Annotated in this window: 18 protein-coding genes; 10 read left to right on the plus strand and 8 right to left on the minus strand. The window is 31.6% G+C overall.

Annotated elements, in window-relative coordinates; all coding sequences use genetic code 11:
- Positions 1-31: 31 nt before the first annotated feature.
- The gene (gene der / locus ACH5TW_RS07160) at positions 32-1345 is read right to left on the minus strand and encodes a ribosome biogenesis GTPase Der (RefSeq protein WP_439335820.1); all 1314 of its coding nucleotides are present in this window, start codon (positions 1343-1345) and stop codon (positions 32-34) included.
- A gap of 165 nt (positions 1346-1510) precedes the next feature.
- Here der and ACH5TW_RS07165 point away from each other — a divergent pair, with 165 nt between their 5' ends.
- Entirely contained in the window at positions 1511-2017 is a 507-nt protein-coding gene (locus tag ACH5TW_RS07165; RefSeq protein ID WP_439335821.1) for a GTP-binding protein, read from the plus strand.
- A gap of 123 nt (positions 2018-2140) precedes the next feature.
- On the opposite strand, the gene era is transcribed toward ACH5TW_RS07165, so the two are convergent.
- The gene (gene era, locus ACH5TW_RS07170) at positions 2141-3022 is read right to left on the minus strand and encodes a GTPase Era (RefSeq protein ID WP_439335822.1); all 882 of its coding nucleotides are present in this window, start codon (positions 3020-3022) and stop codon (positions 2141-2143) included.
- A gap of 152 nt (positions 3023-3174) precedes the next feature.
- Here era and ACH5TW_RS07175 point away from each other — a divergent pair, with 152 nt between their 5' ends.
- Positions 3175-3318 carry a hypothetical protein gene (locus tag ACH5TW_RS07175; RefSeq protein ID WP_439335823.1) on the plus strand — a complete coding sequence of 48 codons (144 nt, stop codon included), beginning with the start codon at positions 3175-3177 and terminating at the stop codon, positions 3316-3318.
- Positions 3319-3399: 81 nt separating this feature from the next.
- On the opposite strand, the gene ACH5TW_RS07180 is transcribed toward ACH5TW_RS07175, so the two are convergent.
- From ACH5TW_RS07180 to ACH5TW_RS07195, 4 genes are all read right to left on the minus strand, one after another.
- The gene (locus tag ACH5TW_RS07180) at positions 3400-5502 is read right to left on the minus strand and encodes a TonB-dependent receptor (RefSeq protein ID WP_439335824.1); all 2103 of its coding nucleotides are present in this window, start codon (positions 5500-5502) and stop codon (positions 3400-3402) included.
- A gap of 44 nt (positions 5503-5546) precedes the next feature.
- Positions 5547-5960, minus strand: a complete 414-nt coding sequence (locus tag ACH5TW_RS07185; protein WP_439335825.1) for a hypothetical protein — start codon at positions 5958-5960, stop codon at positions 5547-5549.
- A 145-nt stretch (positions 5961-6105) separates the two neighbouring features.
- Positions 6106-6831, minus strand: coding sequence for a BamJ family beta-barrel-assembly machinery protein (bamJ, locus tag ACH5TW_RS07190; RefSeq protein WP_439335826.1), 726 nt, complete (start codon positions 6829-6831; stop codon positions 6106-6108).
- A 155-nt stretch (positions 6832-6986) separates the two neighbouring features.
- Positions 6987-7730 (minus strand): rhamnogalacturonan acetylesterase, encoded by a 744-nt coding sequence (locus tag ACH5TW_RS07195; protein WP_439335827.1) that lies wholly within the window; start codon positions 7728-7730, stop codon positions 6987-6989.
- A 281-nt stretch (positions 7731-8011) separates the two neighbouring features.
- Here ACH5TW_RS07195 and ACH5TW_RS07200 point away from each other — a divergent pair, with 281 nt between their 5' ends.
- Positions 8012-10108, plus strand: coding sequence for an alpha-L-fucosidase (locus tag ACH5TW_RS07200; protein WP_439335828.1), 2097 nt, complete (start codon positions 8012-8014; stop codon positions 10106-10108).
- 101 nt (positions 10109-10209) lie between these two features.
- A complete protein-coding gene (nagB, locus tag ACH5TW_RS07205) occupies positions 10210-12123 on the plus strand; it encodes a glucosamine-6-phosphate deaminase (RefSeq protein WP_439335829.1) in 1914 nt (637 codons plus the stop codon).
- Positions 12124-12232: 109 nt separating this feature from the next.
- On the opposite strand, the gene ACH5TW_RS07210 is transcribed toward nagB, so the two are convergent.
- Together ACH5TW_RS07210 and ACH5TW_RS07215 are read right to left on the minus strand one after the other, a co-directional pair.
- Positions 12233-12946: a LytR/AlgR family response regulator transcription factor gene (locus ACH5TW_RS07210; protein WP_439335830.1), complete on the minus strand. Its 714-nt coding sequence runs from the start codon at positions 12944-12946 to the stop codon at positions 12233-12235.
- A 55-nt stretch (positions 12947-13001) separates the two neighbouring features.
- Positions 13002-14060 (minus strand): sensor histidine kinase, encoded by a 1059-nt coding sequence (locus ACH5TW_RS07215; RefSeq protein ID WP_439335831.1) that lies wholly within the window; start codon positions 14058-14060, stop codon positions 13002-13004.
- Positions 14061-14181: 121 nt separating this feature from the next.
- Between ACH5TW_RS07215 and ACH5TW_RS07220 the strand changes: the two genes are divergently transcribed.
- The 6 genes from ACH5TW_RS07220 to ACH5TW_RS07245 all read left to right on the plus strand — a co-directional run bounded on the left by ACH5TW_RS07220 (position 14182) and on the right by ACH5TW_RS07245 (position 22599).
- Positions 14182-16437 (plus strand): GH92 family glycosyl hydrolase, encoded by a 2256-nt coding sequence (locus ACH5TW_RS07220; protein ID WP_439335832.1) that lies wholly within the window; start codon positions 14182-14184, stop codon positions 16435-16437.
- A gap of 1 nt (position 16438) precedes the next feature.
- A complete protein-coding gene (locus ACH5TW_RS07225) occupies positions 16439-18316 on the plus strand; it encodes a sodium:solute symporter family protein (RefSeq protein ID WP_439335833.1) in 1878 nt (625 codons plus the stop codon).
- A 62-nt stretch (positions 18317-18378) separates the two neighbouring features.
- Positions 18379-19344, plus strand: a complete 966-nt coding sequence (locus tag ACH5TW_RS07230) for a glycoside hydrolase family 130 protein (protein WP_439335834.1) — start codon at positions 18379-18381, stop codon at positions 19342-19344.
- Positions 19345-19347: 3 nt separating this feature from the next.
- Positions 19348-20424 (plus strand): carbohydrate-binding family 9-like protein, encoded by a 1077-nt coding sequence (locus ACH5TW_RS07235; protein ID WP_439335835.1) that lies wholly within the window; start codon positions 19348-19350, stop codon positions 20422-20424.
- Positions 20425-20431: 7 nt separating this feature from the next.
- Positions 20432-21559 (plus strand): glycoside hydrolase family protein, encoded by a 1128-nt coding sequence (locus ACH5TW_RS07240; protein ID WP_439335836.1) that lies wholly within the window; start codon positions 20432-20434, stop codon positions 21557-21559.
- A 23-nt stretch (positions 21560-21582) separates the two neighbouring features.
- On the plus strand, positions 21583-22599 hold the full coding sequence (locus tag ACH5TW_RS07245; RefSeq protein ID WP_439335837.1) for an isoaspartyl peptidase/L-asparaginase family protein: 1017 nt from the start codon (positions 21583-21585) through the stop codon (positions 22597-22599).
- Position 22600 lies beyond the last annotated feature (1 nt).

The following is a 22600-nucleotide window of genomic DNA, read 5'->3' on the forward strand; positions in this document are numbered from 1 at the left end:
CTTTTTTAATTTTATAAAAATATTTTAAATTTTACTTCTTACGCATATAAACACTTATTGGAACCCCTTTAAAATCGAAATGCTCACGTAGTTTATTTTCTAAAAAGCGTTTATAAGGTTCTTTTACATATTGTGGAAGATTACAGAAAAAAGCAAATTGCGGTTGCGGTGTTGGCAACTGCATAACATATTTAATCTTCACATATTTTGCCTTATATGCTGGTGGCGGATAATTTTCTATTATTGGTAAAAAGATTTCGTTAAGCTTACTTGTTTTAATCTTTTTTGTTCTGTTTTTATAAACCTCAACAGCTGTTTCAATAGCTTTAAAAATACGTTGCTTAGTAAGAACCGAAATAAAAACAACAGGAACATCTGTAAATGGTTCCATCTGTTTTTTAATAGCTTTTTCATATTCTTTCATAGACTTATGGTCTTTCTCTACTAAATCCCATTTGTTTACTAAAACAACAATACCTTTTCTGTTACGTTCTGCCAGCCAAAAAATATTTTGTACTTGTCCGTCAAAACCACGAGTAGCATCTAATACTATTAAACAAACATCACTATGCTCAATAGCACGTACACTTCGCATAACCGAATAAAACTCTAAATCTTCCTTTACTTTTGCTTTACGACGAATTCCTGCTGTATCTACTAAATTAAATTCAAATCCGAAACGATTATATTTTGTATCAATAGAATCTCTAGTAGTTCCTGCAACATCTGTAACAATGTATCTATCTTCACCAACTAAAGCATTTATAAACGATGACTTTCCTGCATTTGGTCTACCAACAACAGCAAAACGTGGTAAAGCTTCAACTTCTTCTTCCTCTTCTTCAACATTCTCTGGCAATGCTTCAACAAGCGCGTCTAACAATTCACCCGTTCCACTACCATTTATACTTGCAATGGTATAATAATCGCCTAATCCTAACGAATAAAATTCAACAGCATCTTTTGCTCGTTTTCCATTATCAACTTTATTGACAACTAAAAAAACTGGTTTATTAACTTTACGTAACAATTTAGCAACATCTTCGTCCATTCCTGTTATACCGTCTTCAACATCAACCATAAAGATAATAGCATCGGCTTCATCAATAGCTAACTCTACTTGTTTATCTATTTCAGCTTCAAAAACATCATCACTACCTAACACATAGCCCCCTGTATCTATAAGCGAAAACTCTTTACCGTTCCAATCACTTTTACCATAATGACGGTCTCTAGTAACTCCACTAACAGCATCAACAATGGCTTCTCTTCGTTGAATTAAACGATTAAAAAACGTTGATTTACCTACATTCGGCCTCCCTACAATTGCTACTATATTACTCATACTCTAATTTATCTAACAGCTTAAAACTGATTAATTTATATTTCTTTTGAAATATTTTGCAAAAATAGAAAATATAAGCGACGTATTGCTGTTTTTTCCTAAAGATTGAAGCGCTTTTAGTTTTAAATAAAAAATAGTACTTTACAATACCAATTAAACTCTTTAATGCCAACAACTAACAACATTGTTTTACGACCACGATTTAAACTTGAATTAAACCAGAATAACGAGACTGTTTTAAAGTACTTTGAGTTGAAAAAAAATGAGCAATCTGATTTTATTGTAAATAGAATAGATGACCATGTTTTTATTAAATTCCCAAAACATAAACAACATTTTTGGTCGCCTCAATTACATTTAGAAATTAATGAAGTTGATAATAATACTAGTATGCTTAATGGCTTATTTGGTCCTAACCCAACAGTTTGGACACTTTTTATGTTTCTGCATTTTATGGTAGCAGGCTTATTTATTGCCTTTGGTGTTTGGGCTTATACCAATGCGTCTTTAAAAAGTAGCTATGCCATACAAGTTGGCCTCATGCTACTTATGGTAATTATTTGGTTTGTATTGTATTTTGGTGGAAGAATTGGAAAAGCGTCTAGCAAGACAGAAATGCACGAACTTAATGATTTTATGCTTCGGATATTAAAACAAAAAAGCTCTGATTGAAAAGACTCAACCAAAGCTTCTAAAACTAAACTAACTCAATACTAACTAAATAACTCGATACAAAGATGAAACATTATGGCTATTTCAATGTTAGTTAATAATTAAACTAGTATTACCTTTTTATTAGTTATTATAACCAAAACGTTTTAATTGGTTTTGATTACTTCTCCAGTTTTTATTCACTTTAACATATAACTCTAAGTGAATTTGTTTTCCGAAGAATTTTTCTAAATCTTTTCTAGCTTCAACGCCTACTCGTTTTAAAGCACTGCCTTTATGACCAATAATAATACCTTTTTGGGTTTCTCGCTCTACCATAATTACAGAACGCATTCTAATAATATTTTCTTCTTCAAAAAACTCTTCTGTTTCTATTTCGACAGCATAAGGAATTTCTTTTTTATAATGAAGAAGGATTTTTTCACGAATGGTTTCATTTATAAAAAAACGTTCTGGCTTATCTGTTAATTGATCTTTAGGATAAAATGCTGGCGATTCTGGTAACAACTCAATAATTCTATCAAACACTTCTTTTACTTGAAAGCCTTCTAAAGCTGAAATAGGTATAATTTCGGCATTTGGCACTTTCTCTGCCCAAAGTTGTACCTGCTCTTCAAGCTGACCTTGATCAGACTTATCAATCTTATTTAAAAGTAGTATAACTGGTATTTTAGAACTGGTTATCTTCTTAAAAAAGGCTTCATCTTTCAATGCTTGCTCACCAATTTCAACCATGTAAAGTAAAATATCTGCATCTTCAAAAGCCGACTTTACAAACCCCATCATAGATTCTTGTAACTCGTATGCTGGCTTAATGATACCAGGTGTATCACTAAAAAGCACTTGAAAATCATCTCCGTTTACAATACCTAATATCCTATGACGTGTTGTTTGTGCTTTAGACGTTATAATTGATAATTTCTCTCCAATAAACGCATTCATTAATGTAGATTTCCCCACATTAGGATTTCCTATAATATTTACAAAACCAGCTTTATGGCTCATATTTTTTCAAATTAATTAAGACTGCAAAGTTACAACCTTGATTTGTTATTTGCACTATGCTATAATTTTAAACAAAAACCATTTACTATTATCTAACAAAAGTCATATTTATTACCGTTTTTGATTTTTACATTTATCAAAATTTTAAAACTATGCTAATTCAAAATATACCACTTTATAGTTGGACTAATGGCGCCATCATGATTGCTGTATTTGGCATTGTATGCCTTACATTAATAGGTTTCCTTGTTAAATTTATGATGGGTGGCAAGAAAAAAGAAAACCCTGACGAATAATTTTTAGTTTTTTTAATAAAAGAGACTGTCTGAAAATTTATTCCAACTTGACAATTATACCTCAAACAGTCTCTTTTTAAACTAAAACTTCTTTTGTAGAAATACTGTTATATTTCTTCCTGGTTCATTAATTGGAAGTCTACCAAAATTTGATTGGTTATTAAACGAAAAATTTAAATGATCATGATACGTTTCATCAAATACATTTAAAACAGCGACTCCTAAAGATACATTTTTAAAAGGCTTCACTCCCAAACGTATATCTAAAGTTTGATATCCATCGGTTTTTGTTTCACCAAAGGTATTAGAAATATTATCCTGCTTACTCGTAATATTATAACGTGCATTAGCCCAAAATTTTGTTTTATCTATACCAGCTGACAGTATTACTTTAAATGGTGGTATAAGTGGTAATGATTCATTAAAATCTTTATTTTTCGCATACACATACGCTGCTTCTGTTTTAAAATAAAAATCATTTAAAAAATCTAATTGAGCCATAACTTCCAAACCTGTTTTATAAGCTTCATCTATGTTTTGAAACACTTTTGGATTTACTGGTTGCTGAGTAGGCATATATTTTCTAGTTAAACTAGCGTCTTCAACTGCAACAATATAATTATCGAAAAAAGAATAATAAAAAGACGTTTCATATTTAAAAGTATTTAAACTCCCTTGCAAATCTTCATGTCCTTTAAAACCAATTTCGAATTGATTATTAACTTCTGCTTTTAAATTAGGGTTCCCAATATATTCATACGAATCTTGCCCAACAGTAAAGTGATTAATATAACGTTCAATCATATTTGCAGAGCGCACACCTCTACCATAAGCAACTTCTAGCGTAAAATTATTAGACACCATCTTTTTAACAGAAACGGTAGTGCTTAGATTTTCTTCGGTACGTTTTTTTAAATCATACATCGCTTCAAAATCTGCTTCTGGATCTTTAATATCAGATATTACAAAATCTGCACGAATTCCTGCTGTTACAACAGTTGATTTATTTAAAGCCCACTTTGCTTCTGTAAACACACCAATATCATCTATATATGAATCTTGCCATACTTTATCATTAAACAATTTTGGTGTTGGCAACATATTACCATTCATAATTTTTACCAATCTATCTCTACCTCCATCTCTAGCAATATGCATTACATCAATACCAGAAAACAGGTTAAGCTTTTTTAATGGCTTCCAATTTAACTCTAGCTTACCTCCTATTGTTGTAGCTTCTACTGCCGATTTTGCATCAACCATCATAAACGAAGGCCGGTTTTTATTAGTCATTAAATGATCTACATAACTATAATAAGCTTTTGCTGTAATAGATTTAAAAACATCATCCATCATAGACCATTTGTAATCTAATGATAGTACACTACTATTATCGTAATTGGTATCCATTGGCAAACCTGCATGCAAAACATCTCTACCAAACGACTGTCTCCAATGCGCTTGCAAACGTTGGTTATCGGTAAAATTATAACCCATTTTAATTCCGTAATCTGTACTTCGGAATGACGATGGAATTTCTGTTTGGTTACCATCTTCATAACTACCAAAATCTCTATACCCCATATTCCCTACAATATCATAATTCTTTGTTACTTGTTGTAGTTGCAACATGGTTACGTACGAGTCTCCATTAGACTCATAACCTCCAGAAACTTTTCCATGAAAACCTGTATTTTCGGAATTTGGTTTATCGGTTACCATATTAATAACACCTCCAAACGTAGCGCCATATCTTACTGTGTATGGTCCTTTAATAATTTCTATTTTTGAAATTTCTTCTGGAATAATATGCGTTGTTATAGGATCCATTCTATTTGGACACGCATGCATCGCTTTAGTACCTCCATCATATTGAATATTTAATTGCTCGTATTGTGAGGCTCTAAATGAAGGATCGATAGCATAATTCCCTCGTTTTATTACAGAAAACCCATTGATATTATTAAATAAATCGGCTACATTTTTAGGTTGAACAATATTTTTTTGACAATCGTTAGAAACTTTAGTTAAAACAGGGTCTGTAATAGAATTTCCTTTTACTAAAACCTCATCAAGTTTTACTGTTTTTGAAGCAATAGAATCTGTTGCTTTATCTTTTTTTTCTTGTGAAAAAGACATAGCAGAAATAAGCATGCAACATAGCACACTGTAAAATGTTCTCATTTTTTATGTTTAAAATTGAAATAAATAGATTTTCAGAAGTTTACTTAAACTTCTGTGTTTTTAATTTTATTATGTGAGAACAAAGATTGTGGTGGATGATCTAAAGTAGAAATTAAAGAATAAGTGTATAAATTATTGTAATTACTTATTTCATTTTCGCTAGCCGTGGTGTAGGTAAAATTGAATGCTGTTTCCGCAACAATATATAAGATAACTTCCTTAAAATCTATTTCTTTTAAAGGCACTTTATCATCATTTGCACTGTTGTTTTGAGCAACCTTTTTTAAATGACATTTACCATTACATTGCATTATTGGCTTGTCTTTGTTTTCGCAAAGTCTTTGAATAAAATCAGTCGTATCAACAAGATAGTATGCGTAAGTAAAAGACACCCGCAAACTATTAAACAAAATAATTGCAATTAAGAATAAAGATAATATGGAAGAAACTATTTTCACGGGTTCAAAAATAATACTTCTAATCTATATTAATGTGATATTTGTCACTCAAAATTACTAGTTCTAGAAGAAGAACTTTTTTAAACAAAGAAAAGGCAGGAGATTTATACTTCCTGCCTTTATATTTAAGTTAAGTAAAAAAATATTACTTAACTATTTCTAATAATTCTACTTCAAAAACTAAAGCTGAAAATGGTTTAATTTTCCCTCCTCTTGGAGTTGCTCCATAAGCTAATTCTTGAGGTATAAAGAATTTATATTTAGAACCTACAGACATTAATTGTAAACCTTCTGTCCAACCTTTTATTACCTGACCTACACCAAATTGTGCTGGAGAACCTCTTTCAACAGAACTATCAAAAACAGTTCCATCAGTTAATGTACCATGGTAATGCACTTTAACAGTAGATGCAGCTGTTGGCTTATTTCCTGCCCCTTCTTTTAAAACAATGTATTGTAAACCACTTTCAGTAATTTCAACACCATCTTTAGTCATATTAGCTTCTAAAAACTTCTCTCCTTCAGCCTTAACATGCGCAAACTCTTTTTCTGCTTTTGCAGCAGCTTCTGCTTCTTGTTTTTCTCTATCTGCAACTTGTTTCTTTTGAAAATATGAAGAAATAATTTGTTGTACATTATCCTTATCTATTTTTAAAGCAGTAGAATCTGAAGCATCAACAAGTCCTTGTATTAAAATATCCTTATTTATTTCTGAGGCAGTTGCACTAATGTTTTTTGCAACATCTAATCCAATAGCATAACTCACTGAATCAATTTCAGTTTTTAAAGGCTTATTGGTAATACTTTTGTTATTACAAGATGACATGATTGCAGCCACAAATACAATACTTAAAATTTTAATTGTTTTCATTTCTTTATTTTAAATTATTTCGAATCCAAAAGTAGCAAATTAAAACACAGTATAAAAATGGATAGGGGTACATTTTTGTTAACAAAAAAGAAACTACTTTTAATCACATTATTCTTTAAAATGTTTACCTTTTTTTTAACTAAAAAGCTTACAAACTACTTTATAAATTCAGCCAAATTAGGAGACTTTTTCTTTAATTCTTTTACAGCAAGTTTAGCTATTTCTGTAGCTCCTAATTTTGATAAATGGGTATTATCATGTTTACCATTTTTATAATAAGGATTTTCTCCTGGCTCAAAATGCAAATGTAGTTTTTCAGACCCTTCAACACCATAAGACATTTCTAAAACCTCTGTTAAATATTGAAGATCTACAAAAGGAACATCGTATTCCAAAGCAACTAATCTTACTTCTAAAGGATATTCGCCATGAGTATCAATTAATGTACCGTGCTCATTAAAATTTCTTCTAACTATCGAAGAAAACAAAATTGGAGTTGCCCCTTTCTCTCTAGTTTCTTCTACAAATTTAATTAAGTTTTGGCGATAACCCGTATGTGGATTGGTATAACGTGATGGTGCTTTAAATTTTTGGTCGTTATGTCCAAACTGAATAAAAACGAAATCGCCTTTTTTTAATGTTTTAAGTATAGAATCCCAACGACCTTCTCCTATAAAACTTCTAGTACTTCTTCCGTTTACTGCTCTATTATCAATAACTACATTTTCATTAAAAAACTGTGGCAAAACTTGTGCCCAACCATGTTCTGGGTTTGTTTCAGGATTTTTTTTATTTGCCATGGTTGAATCTCCAATGGTGTAAACTGTTGTTTGTTGCGCCATACAACTTGTTGAAATTAGTAGAATAACAATCAAGTTGATTTTTAGATAAAATTTCATTCTTTATAATATTTAAAACTGCGTGAAGTTAACAAATTTAAAGGTATATAAAAACTTAAAGTATTTTATGCAAAAAAGACCGAGAACAGAAAAAACATCCATATAAATGAATGAATAATCCCTTATATAAAAACAAACACATAGTAAATTGCATATAATAAAAACAACTGATTATTTATAACCTACGTATTCTCAAATTGTTCCTTTGTCGAAAAAGTGTTAATAATGCACATTAATTAAATTAATATTATAAACTGATTGCTTTCAAGAAAAACAGCTTTATGAAAAATTACAAAATCACAATACTTTACGTTTTTTGTTTTATTCTAATTCATAGTTGTAAAGAATCTGTAACTCCTCCAATAACATTTGAACCAACACCAACTCAAAAGCAATTGAATTGGCATGATATGGAATTTTATGCATTTGTACATTTTTCATTAAATACTTTTACAAATAAAGAATGGGGGTATGGAGATGAGTCTCCCGAATTATTTAATCCTACAGCATTAGACACAAGACAATGGACGCGTGTTGTTAAAGAAGCAGGTATGAAAGGTATCATAATAACCGCGAAACACCATGACGGATTCTGCTTATGGCCATCAGCATATACTGAGCGCTCAGTAAAAAACGCACCTTGGAAAAATGGCAAAGGTGATATTATTAAAGAATTAGCAGAATCTTGTAGAGAATACGGATTAAAGCTAGGTATATACCTTTCTCCTTGGGACAGAAACCACCCAGATTATGGCAAGCCAGAATATGTTACTTATTTTAGAAATCAGTTAAAAGAATTATTAACCAACTACGGAGATGTTTTCGAAATATGGTTTGATGGTGCCAATGGTGGTGATGGTTATTATGGAGGCGCTAACGAAACAAGAAAAATAAATACGCTTGAATATTACAATTGGGATGAAACCTTTAAAATGATATACGACATTACTCCAAAGACTTTAGTTTGGGGTATTGGTCCCTCTGAAGCCAGATGGATTGGAAATGAAGAAGGGAGAGCCGGAAAAACTAATTGGTGTTTATTACGTCAAAAAGATGAATTAGCAGGAAAGGTACACTATACAGAATTTATGTCGGGACATGAAGATGGTGAAAAATGGGTGCCAGGAGAAGCTGATGTTTCTATAAGACCAGGGTGGTTTTACCATGCTATTGAAGATGATAAAGTACGCCCTTTAGAAGAATTGGTTGATATTTATTATGAATCTATAGGTAGAAACGCTAACCTATTACTAAACCTTCCTGTTGATAAACGTGGTCTAGTTAACGAATATGATGAAACAAGATTAAAAGAATTAACAGCAATTATTAAAGCCGATTTTAAAACCGAATTACTCACTAATAGTAACGTTTCTACAGATAATGTACGTGGTAACAGCAATACATACGCTGCTAAAAATGTAATAGATGGTGACAACAATAACTATTGGGCAACTGATGATGGAATTACAACAGCCTCTATTGTGTTTGAATTTAAAAAGCCTACATCTATTAATAGAATACTACTACAAGAGCACATAAAATTGGGACAACGTGTTAAAGCTTTTAATGTTGAAGCAAAAGTTAACGGAGAATGGAAAACAATTGCTAACGAAACTACAATTGGTTATAAAAGAATATTAAGAACTCAAACTGTAACTACATCTGCTATTAAAGTTAATATTACGGATGCTAAAGCAAGTATCGTTCTTTCTGCAGCCAAAGCATATAATGCTCCAACATTGGTTCGTCAACCAAGCATTAAACGAGATAAAAATGGATTGGTAACAATGACTACTAAAGCAGAAAACATTATGTATTACACGCTTGATGGAACTGAGCCTTCTATAAATAGTGATTTATACAAAGTGCCTTTTAAATATCCTAAAGCTGTAAAAATAAAAGCCATCGCTTACAATACAAAAGAAAAAACAAGTAGTTCTATAAAAACAGTAAACTATGGAATGTCTAAAGAAAAATGGCGTGTGATTTCTACCACTAGTGGCGATTTCAAAACCGTAGACAGAACTATTGATGGCAATCCAATCACAACGTGGGGGTTTGGAGATAACAACCATAAACTACCACAAGAAATAATTATAAACATGGGAAGCATTATAAAAATAAAAGGTTTCTCTTATTTTCCGCAGCAAGTTGGGGGCAATCTAAATTTAATTTCAAACTATAGCTTTTATACAAGTATCGATAACAAAAACTGGAAAAAACAATCTGAAGGCGAGTTTTCAAATATTAAAAACAATCCTATCGAGCAAATAAAAACCTTTAATACAACAAATACTAGATATATACGGTTTGTAGCCAAATCTAAAGTAGGTAACGGTAATAATATTTCTATAGGAGAAATAAGCATTATTGAATAATATAATTCCTTTGCCGAAGCACAAAGGTTATTAGTCGAATTTTTAGATTTCAAACAAGTCGTAATAAGTAATTTTATCACAATAACAAAATGGACAACCAAATGATTAAAGAGAGTATCAGCTATAAAGAAGCAGGGAAATTTGAAGATACCCGTTTTGAAAAAATTCATAATGTAATTTTCGATTCATCTCTTGAAGCTTCTATTTTAGTAGCTCAAGAAATAGCAAACTTAATTCAAAGAAAACAAGAACTCAATGAAACTTGTGTCTTAGGGTTAGCTACAGGATCTTCTCCTATAAAAGTGTATGAAGAACTTGTAAGAATGCACAAAGAAGATGGTTTAAGCTTTAAAAACGTAGTCACTTTCAATTTGGACGAATATTACCCAATGGACAAGGATAATATTCAAAGTTACTTTTACTTTATGCATGATCACCTTTTTAATCATGTAGATATATTACCCGAAAATGTTAATGTTCCAGATGGAAAAGTAAGCGCAGAAGAATTACAGCAGTACTGCATTGATTACGAAATGAAAATTAAATCTTATGGCGGATTAGATTTTCAATTATTGGGTATTGGTAGAACAGGACACATTGGTTTTAATGAACCGGGTTCTCATATTAATTCTGGAACTAGAAGTATTACATTAGACCATATTACACGAATAGATGCTGCGCCTTCTTTTTTAGGGATAGATAATGTGCCAAGAAAGGCTATTACAATGGGTATAGGCACTGTAAGACATGCCAAAAGAATTGTTTTACTTGGATGGGGAATTAGTAAAGCTGAAATCTTAAAGAAAACGATAGAAGGAACAATTTCTTCACAAGTTCCAGCAACTTATTTGCAAGAACACAACAACACAACATTTGTTTTAGATAGTGATGCTTCTTCAGAACTTACTAGAGTAAAAACACCTTGGCTGGTTAAGTCTTGTGTTTGGTCAGACGCATTAAAGCTTAAAGCGGTTGTTTGGTTGAGCGAATTAACAAACAAACCATTTTTAAAGCTTACCGATAAAGATTATAATGATAATGGCATGGCAAGCCTTTTAACAGAAGAAGGGACAGCTTACGATTTAAATATAAAGATGTTTAATAAATTACAGCATACTATTACAGGTTGGCCTGGTGGAAAACCAAATGCTGATGATACTTACAGACCGGAACGTTCTACACCTTTAAAAAAACGAGTTATTATTTTTAGTCCACACCCAGATGATGATGTCATTTCTATGGGTGGCACATTTAATAGGTTAGTAGAGCAAGGTCATGATGTACATGTAGCGTATCAAACGTCAGGAAATATTGCTGTTTCTAACGAAGAAGCTTTGAAATTTGCTGAAATATCGATGACATTAAACCCAGAATCAATAGAATCTAAGAAGATTATTGATTTTTTGAGAAATAAAGCTAAAAACGATATTGATTCTATAGAAGTTAGAAAACTAAAAGGATTGATTAGAAGAAGTGAATCTTTAGCAGCTACAAGGTATATAGGGCTTCCTGATAAAAATGTTCACTTTTTAGATCTTCCATTTTACGAAACAGGCACTGTAAAGAAAAGTAACCTTTCTGAAGCAGATATAGCAATTATGTGCCAATTTATAGAAGAAATAAAACCACATCAAATTTATGCAGCTGGAGATTTAGCAGACCCACATGGTACACATAAAGTTTGTTTAGATAGTTTATTTGAAACCTTAAAAATATTAAAACCCAAACCTTACATGGATGATTGTTGGGTTTGGTTATACCGTGGCGCATGGCATGAGTGGGATTCTTACCAAATAGAAATGGCTGTTCCTATGAGTCCAGACCAAGTTCTTAAAAAGCGTCATGCTATTTTTTATCACCAATCTCAAAAAGATGGTGTTATGTTTCAAGGAGACGATTCTAGAGAGTTTTGGGTACGTGTAGAAGACAGAAACAGATTAACCGCAAAAAAATATAACGATTTAGGATTAGCAGAATACGCTGCTATTGAAGCTTTTAAGCGTTATCATTTTTAAAAATATTATATAGAATTTATTAATAGCATTAAAAATTAGTTTAGTTGTTTTTTGGTTATTGATGGTTATCTCTATTAAATAGACGATAGCCATCAATTTTTTATTTATACTAAATAGAAGAATTTAAAATTTTCTGTTTTACTTCCTCTAGGTAAGACCTCCCTATAACATATCTAAGTCCTTCAATTTCTACACTGTTTCCTTCTACAGCATCAATTTTATCAATAGCAATAGTATAAGATCTATGTATTCTTATAAAGTCTCTAGAGGGTAACAAATTAGTAAAATCGGTTAAAGTACTATGAACAATATACCTGCCTGATAGCGTGTTTATTTTTAAATAATCTTTTAAACTTTCAATAATTAAAATTTCATCAAGAAAAATCTTCTTCATTTTCTTTTTATCAATTTTAACAAAGATAAAAGAGCGTTCTTTAATTTTTTCTACAGTTATATTCGTATTTGAGTCAAGCCTTTTATTGACTTTATTTATAGCCTTCATAAATCTAGGAAACTCAATCGGTTTCACTAAATAATCTAAAACATCTAATTCGTAGGTTTCAATTGCAAATTCATCATAAGCACTTGTAATAATAAACAAAGGAGGGTTTTCTATACTTTTAATAAAATTTATACCATCTAAAACAGGCATATTGATGTCTAAAAAAATAACATCAACGGTGTGATTTTTTAAAAAATTCAAACCATCTATAGCGTTACTAAAAGCATTTACTATTTCAAAATCTTCAATTTGATTTAAATAATTTTTAATAACATTTATAGCTAATGGTTCATCATCAATAATCAAACACCTTACTTCCATATTTATTTGCTTAGTTTATAGTATTTTAACTAGAATTACTTTTAAAATTATATATTTAACTAACTCTTATTTTGAGTTTTACAACAAATTTATTTTTTTTATTTTTAATAGATAGATAATAATCGTTTTTATCATATCCTAAATCTAATCTTTTCTTAACATTATCTAAACCGATACCACTAGATTGTTTTAGGTTATCTGTATGGGTTGTAATTTTTGGCATGGGGTTTGTAATGGTAAAATAAAGAAATTTTTCTTTAATCTTAAAGTTAATGTCAATTTTTACGTCGCCTATATTTTTATTTGCTCCATGCTTAAATGCGTTTTCAACAAATGTTAACAGCAACATAGGGGCAATTTCTTTATCTTCTAAATCTCCAGATATATACATATTAACCTCTAAAGAGTCATTATACCTAACACGCTCTAAATCTAGATAATTTTGAATACAAAGTATCTCATTTTGTAAGCTTTGGCGTTTTGTCTTTGTTTCATAAAGCATATAACGCATTAACTCTGAAAGTTTTAATATTATTTTAGGTGTTTTACTAGATTTCTCAACAGATAAGGAATAAATATTATTAAGTGTATTAAAGAAAAAATGAGGAGATATCTGATTCTTTAAAAAAAGGAGTTCTGTTTCTAATTGTGTTTTTTCAAGATCAGCAACACGTTTATGCTCTTTTATAAAATCTAAAGTAATTTTTATAGCTGCAACAAATGCTACAACATACAACTCACCTATCATCATTTCTATAGTATAATTTAGCGTTAAACTAGTAATAGACTCTGGTCCTTCAGGCCAAACATTATGGCTTATTAAAAAATAAGTTAAATTAAACTTTACAATAACCATAATGAATATGGTAGCTAAAATTGAAAAAACATAAAGCGTGTATTTTTTTCGATACACTAAAAAAGGCATTAAAACAAAAATATTCAAGTAACATGACACCATATGTATTGGAAATCCTAACAAGTTAGACTTTAAAGAGTATACATAATCATCAAAATAACTTCCCCAACGAAAGGTGTTGAACAAAAAATATACACCCCAGAAAACAACATGGTATCTCCATGAAATTAAATAAAATTTATCGCTTTTAAAGTTCATTATTTAAAAATATTGATGATGTTTTTTTGGTGTTTAGGCTTGTTTATGTGTTATCCGTCTAAATTACTTTTATAAATAGTAAAATTAATGAAATTTTAAAGTTAAATTATGATCACGCTATATGAAAAACTCTACTCTGCTTATTTTATTTTTAGTTTTAACTGTTTGTTGCAAAGAAAAGACTAATAAAAAAACCCCAACAAAACAATATATAACAAATTATGTAAATCCGTTTATTGGAACAGGAGGACACGGACATACATATCCTGGAGCAACAGCTCCATTTGGAATGGTTCAAGTAAGTCCAGATAATGGTATTTCTAGTTGGGATTGGTGTTCTGGCTACCATTATTCAGATTCTATAGTTGCTGGATTTAGTCATCTACATTTAAGCGGAACAGGTATTGGTGATTTGGCTGATATCTTACTCATGCCAACAAACAAACAAGTTGATTTAACTATTAACACAAAGAATAGAGATTCATTAGCTTATAAATCATCTTATAGTCATTCTAACGAAAAAGCGAGTCCAGGATATTATCAGGTTTTTCTTGAAACACCTAAAATAAATGTTGAGTTAACATCTTCATTACGTACAGCATATCATAAATATACATTTTCTGAAAATGATAATCAATCTGTTGTTATAGATCTAGGTTTTGCTATTAACTGGGATATGCCTCATGAAACAGCTATAACCATTGAAGACGAACATACCATAAGTGGCTATCGTTTTAGTAAAGGATGGGCGAAAAACCAAAAGGTGTTTTTTATTGCTAAATTTTCTAAACCAATTTCAGAATATTTATTATTTGGTGATGGAAAACAAATTGAAGGTGATTTAATTGAAGGAGAAAAAGTAGCTTCACAATTATTTTTTAAGTCAAACAATAGCGATGAATTACTTGTAAAAGTTGCAGTATCATCAGTAAGTATTAAAAACGCAAAAGACAATTTAGATTCAGATGAGTTTAATTTTGAAGCAATAAAGACAAATGCAGAAACTATTTGGGATACTGCTTTATCTAAAATAGAAGTTGAAACGCCTGTAGATTCATTGAAAACCATTTTTTACACCGCACTATACCATTCTCAAATTGCTCCTGTAGCGTATAGCGATAAAAACGGAGAGTTTAGAAAGGAAAATGATAGTATCGTAACAACTACCAATTATACCGCATATTCTACATTATCGCTTTGGGATACGTTTAGAGCAGAAAATCCATTACTAACATTTTTAGCTCCAGACAAAGTTTCAGATATGGTTAATTCTATGTTAGCGTATTACGAAACTAAAAAGATATTACCGGTTTGGACTTTGTATGCTAATGAAACCAATACCATGACGGGGTATCATTCTATCCCTGTAATTGTAGATGCTTACAAAAAAGGCATTAAAGGTTTTGATGCAGAAAAAGCTTATGAAGCCATGAAACAAACCATGATGCAAGATGAACGCGGGTTAAACTTATATAAAAAACACGGCTACATTCCTTATAATTTATTAGACGAATCTGTAACCATAACTTTAGAATATGCTTTTGATGATTGGTGTATTGCTCAAATGGCAAAAGATTTAGGTAAAAATGATGATTATACCTATTTCTTGAATCGCTCTAAAGCTTATCAACACCTGTTTGATTCAGAAACAGGATTTATGCGAGGCAAATCTGAAGATGGAAAATCTTGGAATGAACCTTTCGACCCAAAACACTCAAACCATAGAGAGCAAACAGATTATACAGAAGGAAATGCATGGCAACACAGTTGGTTTGTGCCTCATAATGTTGAAGATTTTATTTCGTTACACGGAAGTGATGCTATTTTTACAAACCGTTTAGAGCAATTATTTACTGAAAGTTCAGAAATTACAGGTGATAATATTTCTGCGGATATTTCAGGATTAATTGGGCAATATGCACACGGAAATGAACCAAGTCACCATATTGCTTATATGTTTAACAAAGCAAACAAGCCGTGGCGGACACAATATTGGGTACATCATATTTTAGACACGCAATATAATGCAACACCAAATGGATTAAGTGGTAATGAAGATTGCGGACAAATGTCTGCGTGGTATGCGTTTAGTTCTATAGGATTTTATCCAATGAATCCTGCTTCAGGAAATTACGAAATTGGAAGTCCTCTTTTTGAGAAATCAACAATAAAACTTCCCGAAGGAAAAACATTTGTTGTTGAAGCAGAGCATATTTCAAACACAAACTTTTATATACAATCTGCTACATTAAATGGAGAAACATTCAATCAAACATCCATTTCACATCAACAAATATTAGAAGGAGGCATATTACATTTTGTTATGGGATCAGAACCAAATAAAACATGGGGTTTAACTAATAACAACATGAACTAATATGGGCACTATCGATTTAAGCATTATTATATTTTATATACTATTAACCGTTAGCGTTGGTATTTGGATTTCAAAAAAAGCATCTAAAGGATTGGATGACTATTTTTTAGGAGGAAAATCTATAAAATGGTACTATTTAGGGCTGAGTAATGGATCAGGAATGTTCGATATATCTGGAACCTCATGGATGGTTGGTATCTTATTCTTGTATGGCGTAAAGAGCTTTTTCTTTATGTGGCTTTGGCCCATTTGGAATCAAGTGTTTATCATGATGTTCTTAGCCGTTTGGATAAGAAGATCTAAAGTAATGACAGGGTCTGAATGGATTTTAACACGTTTTGGAAATGATAAAGCTGGTAGAGCGTCTCATATTATCGTGGCTGTTTTTGCTATTGTATCTGCCATAGGATTTATTGCTTACTTTTTTGAAGGCATCGGTAAATTTATGACTGTTATTTTACCTTGGGATTTAACATTAAGTATGGGAGACAGTGTCTTGCTTAATTCCGAACAATCATATGCACTAATCATCATCTTATTAACCACTATTTACACAGTTAAAGGCGGTATGTTCTCTGTGGTAGCAACAGAAGTTTTGCAGTATGGAATTATGGTTATTGCAGGTGTATTAGTCGCAGGTTATACGCTTATTTATTTTACAGATATCCAAGTAACATCTGTAATTTCAGAAGAATGGAAAAATGTGTTTTTCGGGATGGAACTCGGGCCACATTGGAGCTCTAAATATCAAGCTTTTAATAATTTAATAGATTCTGAAGGGTATAAAATGTTTGGCGCCTTAGTTGGAATGTCTTTATTTAAAGGTTTTTTTGCAAGTATAGCAGGACCAACTCCAAGTTACGATTTACAACGTATTCTTTCAACAAAATCGGTTAAGGAAGCAGCGTATATGAGTGGATTTACCAATCTAATTTTATTCATTCCAAGATATTTGTTAATTGGTGGTATTGTAGTTATCGCATTAGTGACTTTAGCACCTCAAATGGTTGCTAATCCAGCATTATCAGGAAGTGATTTAGAAATACTATTACCTACCATTATTAATTTTCACGTTCCAGTAGGAATAAAAGGCTTATTATTAGCAGGTTTATTAGCAGCTTTTATGTCTACATTTTCAGCCTTTGTAAATGCGGGACCAGCATATATAGTAAACGATATTTATAAAAAATATTTCAAACCAGAAGCAACAAGTGAACATTATATAAAAGTGAGTCATATTGCATCCTTTATTGTGGTTGGTTTAGGTGTTTTTATGGGCTTTTATGCAGATTCTATTAACTCACTAACATTATGGATTACGAGCTCCTTATTTGGAGGCTATGTAGCAGCAAATTTTTTAAAATGGGTTTGGTGGCGTTTTAATGGTTGGGGTTATTTCTGGGGTATGTTTGCAGGATTGATAGTTGCATCATTACAGTTTGTTCTAGATCAAAATAAAGCAAGCTTTATGGAGGGATCATTTTTTTATAATTTATCTCAATTACAAGCCATATACTTATTTCCAATCATATTTGGTGTTTCTGTACTAGGTAGCATATTAGGAACATTTTTAACCAAACCTACAGATATTTCTGTTTTAAAAGATTTTTATAAAAATGTAAAACCTTGGGGGTTTTGGAAACCGGTATATACAGCACTAAAAAATCAAGATACATCGTTCACTGAAAACAAAGATTTTAGTAAGGATATGCTTAACTGTATCATAGGTATTGTTTGGCAATCCAGTATGATTGTACTTCCTATATTTCTTTTAGTTAGAGATTATCCAAAAACTATCATCTCTTTAATTGTATTTTTAATAACTTCTGCTATATTAAAATATACATGGCTGGATGTTGTTAGAAAATTACCCGATTAAATATGGGCAAAATTTTATTAAAAAAAAGTCAAATCAAGTTCAATAGTAAATAATTAAATAAAGTGAGTAATATTCCTTGGCAAGATAAACCAGAAAATAGTAACGACGTAATGTGGCGCTATACTGAAAACCCAATTATAGATCGTTACGCAATTTCTTCATCTAATAGTATATTTAACAGTGCTGTAGTGCCTTTTGGTGATGGTTTTGCTGGTGTTTTTAGATGTGATAATAAAGCAGTGCAAATGAATATTTTTGCAGGTTTTAGTAAAGATGGTATTAATTGGGACATTAATCATGACCCTATTGAAATGAAAGCGGGTAATACAGAGATGATAGAATCTGATTATAAATACGACCCTCGTGTGGTGTTTATTGAAGATCGCTATTGGATTACTTGGTGTAATGGCTATAACGGACCAACCATTGGTATTGGATATACCTTCGACTTTAAAGAATTTTTTCAATGTGAAAACGCCTATTTACCATTCAATAGAAATGGGGTATTATTTCCACAGAAAATAAATGGAAAATATGCCATGTTAAGTCGCCCTAGTGATAATGGACATACACCGTTTGGCGATATTTGGATTAGCTATAGTCCAGATATGAAATATTGGGGAGAACATAGATGTGTTATGAAGCCTACTGCTTTTGAAGACAGTGCGTGGCAATGTACCAAAATTGGAGCCGGCCCAATCCCTATCCTTACAGACGAAGGTTGGTTAATGTTATATCATGGTGTAATAAACACCTGTAACGGATTTCGTTATGCAATGGGCGCAGCACTTTTAGATGAAAATAAACCAGACTTAGTAAAGTACAGAACACAACCTTATTTATTAGGACCAGCAGTGGCTTATGAACAAATTGGCGATGTTCCTAACGTGGTGTTTCCTTGTGCAGCTTTATATGACACAGAAGAGGATAAATTAGCCGTTTATTATGGAGCAGCCGATACGGTTGTAGCTATGGCTTTTGGGAAATTAAGTGAAGTTATTGAGTTTACTAAAAATAACAGTTTATAATATATGAAAAGTCCATTTGGGTTATTATGGCTACTAACAATGAGTTGTTTTTCTGTTTTAGGATGTGCACAATCAGATAAAGAAATCACGCCTAAAACATGTATTGCATATAAAACTTTAGAAAAAATTGTAGTTGATGGTGATGCATCTGATACATCTTGGAATAAAGCAAAATGGTCTGAAACTTTTATAGATATTGAAGGTTTTATTAAACCCAAATATAAAACTCAGATAAAAATGCTTTGGGATGATACTTACTATTATATTTTAGCAAAAATTGAAGAACCTCATGTATGGGCAAACTTAAAACAACGAGATACTATTATTTTTTACAATAATGATTTTGAAGTGTTTATTGATCCTGAGGGAGATGCTAAAACCTATTACGAACTTGAAATTAATGCTTTAAATACTGTTTGGGATTTATTTATAAACAAACCTTACAGAGAAGAAGGAAATGTTGTTTTAAATGATTGGACTTTAACGGGTTTAAAATCGGCTGTTAAAATAAATGGAACAATAAATAATCCTAATGATACAGACACCGGTTGGATTTTAGAAATGGCCATTCCATGGGCTGCATATAAGACCTCTTACTTTCATAAAAATGTTCCTAAAGATGATTTTTGGAGAGTGAATTTTTCAAGAGTTAATTGGCAACATGATATTATTAATGGACAGTATAAACGGAAAAAGGATACTAGCGGAAAGTTTCTTCCAGAATACAATTGGGTTTGGTCTCCAATGGGGGTAATCAATATGCATGAACCAGAAAAATGGGGGTATGTTTATTTTTCTACAAAAGAAGTTGGTGGTGAAGACCTTTTTACAATTCCGCAAGACGAAAAAATTAAATGGGAATTATTTGCACTTTATCGCGCTCAAAAAAAATACTTCAAAGAGTATAAGTCTTGGGCTACAAGTCTAAATAGTATTTCTAAAAAACACATCATTATTGATGATAATACCCTTAGTCCTAAATTAGAAAATCATGCAACAGGATTTAATATTTCTATAAAAAGTTCTTTTTCAAATAAAACAATTATTATTAAAGAAAATGGTACAATCATATCAAAATAAATATACGATGAAACTTATAAAATTTTCTCTTTTTGTATTTACGATTAGCATGTTTTCATGTGCGAATACAGAATCAAAAAAGACAGATACAAATGCTTCTGAAGTAATAACAGCTGCAGAAATAGAAACACCGTTTGACTTTGCTGTTTGGATTACAGCAGATGCTAAAAGAGCAAATGATGACTATTCGCAAGAATTTGAAAAATATAAAAACTCAGGTATTGATGAGGTCTTAATAAACACCAATACAGATCCAGCACTTTTAAAACGTTTAGTTCCCATAGCAACAAAAAAAGGATTGAAAGTGCATGCATGGGTTATGGCTATGAACCGTCCTGGAGATACGGTAGCACTAAAACACCCAGAATGGTATGCCGTGAGTAAAGAAGGCAAATCATGTTATGACACGCGTCCTTATGTAAATTACTATCAATGGTTATGCCCAACAAAAGAAGCTTCTAGAAATCACGTATTAAACTTAGTTGAAGGTTTAGCAAAGGTAGATAGTATTGAAAGTGTACACTTAGATTATATTCGTTTTAGTGATATTTTTTTACCAATAGGCCTACTTCCTAAATACAATTTAGTTCAAGACTCAGAATTACCAGAATACGATTTTTGCTACTGTGATGCATGTATTAGTTCGTTCGAAAAAACGCATCATAAAAATCCAAAAGAGAGTCATAACACATCCATTGATATGGAATGGAAAAATTTTAGATTAAATGCAATCAAAGCCGTAGTAGATGACGCTTACGATATCGTACATAAGTATAATAAAAATCTAACAGCCGCTGTATTTCCGTATCCAGAAATGGCAGACCATATGGTGCGTCAGCGTTGGGATAAATGGAAAATTGATGAAGTGTATCCAATGATTTATCATGGGTTTTATAATGAAGAAGTTGACTGGGTTGGTTACGCTACTAAACAAGGAGTAACAGATTTAGAAGGAAAGAAAACAAAAATAAATACAGGCGTTTATTTACCAGCATTTAAATCGGAAGACGAATTAAAAGAAGCCATTCAATTAGCGAAAGTTAATGGAGCCAAAGGTGTTACCTTTTTTGATGGGCCCGCTTTAACTGACGCACAGTTAAAAGCTATTAAAGAAATGAAAGATAGTTTAAAATAAGAATACCATTTATTTCTAATTTTATGTCAAACAGAAGAGATTTTATAAAAACAACAGCTCTAGGAACATTAGGAATAAGCACTGTTTTTGGGTGTAAAGGAATAACAAAAGAAGAATCTATTGTTGCAGTAGCAACTGATAAATCTCAAAAAAAACCTTTAATTATTTCTACTTGGAACCATGGTTTACCAGCAAATGAAGAAACCTGGAAACAGATAAAAGCAGGAAAACCAACCTTAGACGCCATTGAAGCAGGAATGAAAATACCAGAAGCCGATCCTGCAATTAGAAGTGTTGGCTATGGTGGTTATCCAGATAGAGAAGGTAGAGTTACTTTAGATGCCTGTATTATGGATCATAATAGCGATTGTGGTTCGGTGTCTTTTTTAGAAGGTATTAAACACCCTATTTCTGTAGCAAAAAGAGTATTACAAAATACGCCACATGTCATGTTATCTGGAGAAGGTGCGTTTCAATTTGCTATAGAAGAAGGCTTTAAAAAAGAAAATTTACTAACGCCAGAATCAGAAAAAGATTGGAAAAAATGGTTAGAAGCATCAAAATATAAACCTGTAATAAATATAGAAAATCACGATACTATTAGCATGTTGGTTATTGATGAAGACGGGAATATTTCGGGAGGATGTACCACAAGTGGAGCAGCATGGAAAATGCATGGTCGCGTTGGCGATTCACCAATAATAGGAGCCGGTTTATTTTTAGATAATGAAGTGGGAGCAGCAGCAGCAACAGGATTAGGAGAAGCGGTTATTAGAACAGCAGGAAGCGCCATGGTTGTTGAGTTGATACGCCAAGGTAAAAGCCCTGATGAAGCCTGTAAAGAAATTGTGGAACGTATTTATGATAAGCACAAAAACCATAAAGATATGGAGTACTTACAAGTAGGTTTTATCGCAATAAATAAAAACGGCGAACATGGTGGCTATAGTTTACGATCAGGATTTAACTATGCTGTTTGCGATGAAGAAAAAGGAAACAGAATGGAAGATTCCAAATTTAAAATGACTTGGAATAATTAAC

The sequence above is a fragment of the Thalassobellus sediminis genome (genome assembly GCF_044386045.1).
In the GTDB taxonomy this organism is placed as follows: domain Bacteria; phylum Bacteroidota; class Bacteroidia; order Flavobacteriales; family Flavobacteriaceae; genus Thalassobellus; species Thalassobellus sediminis.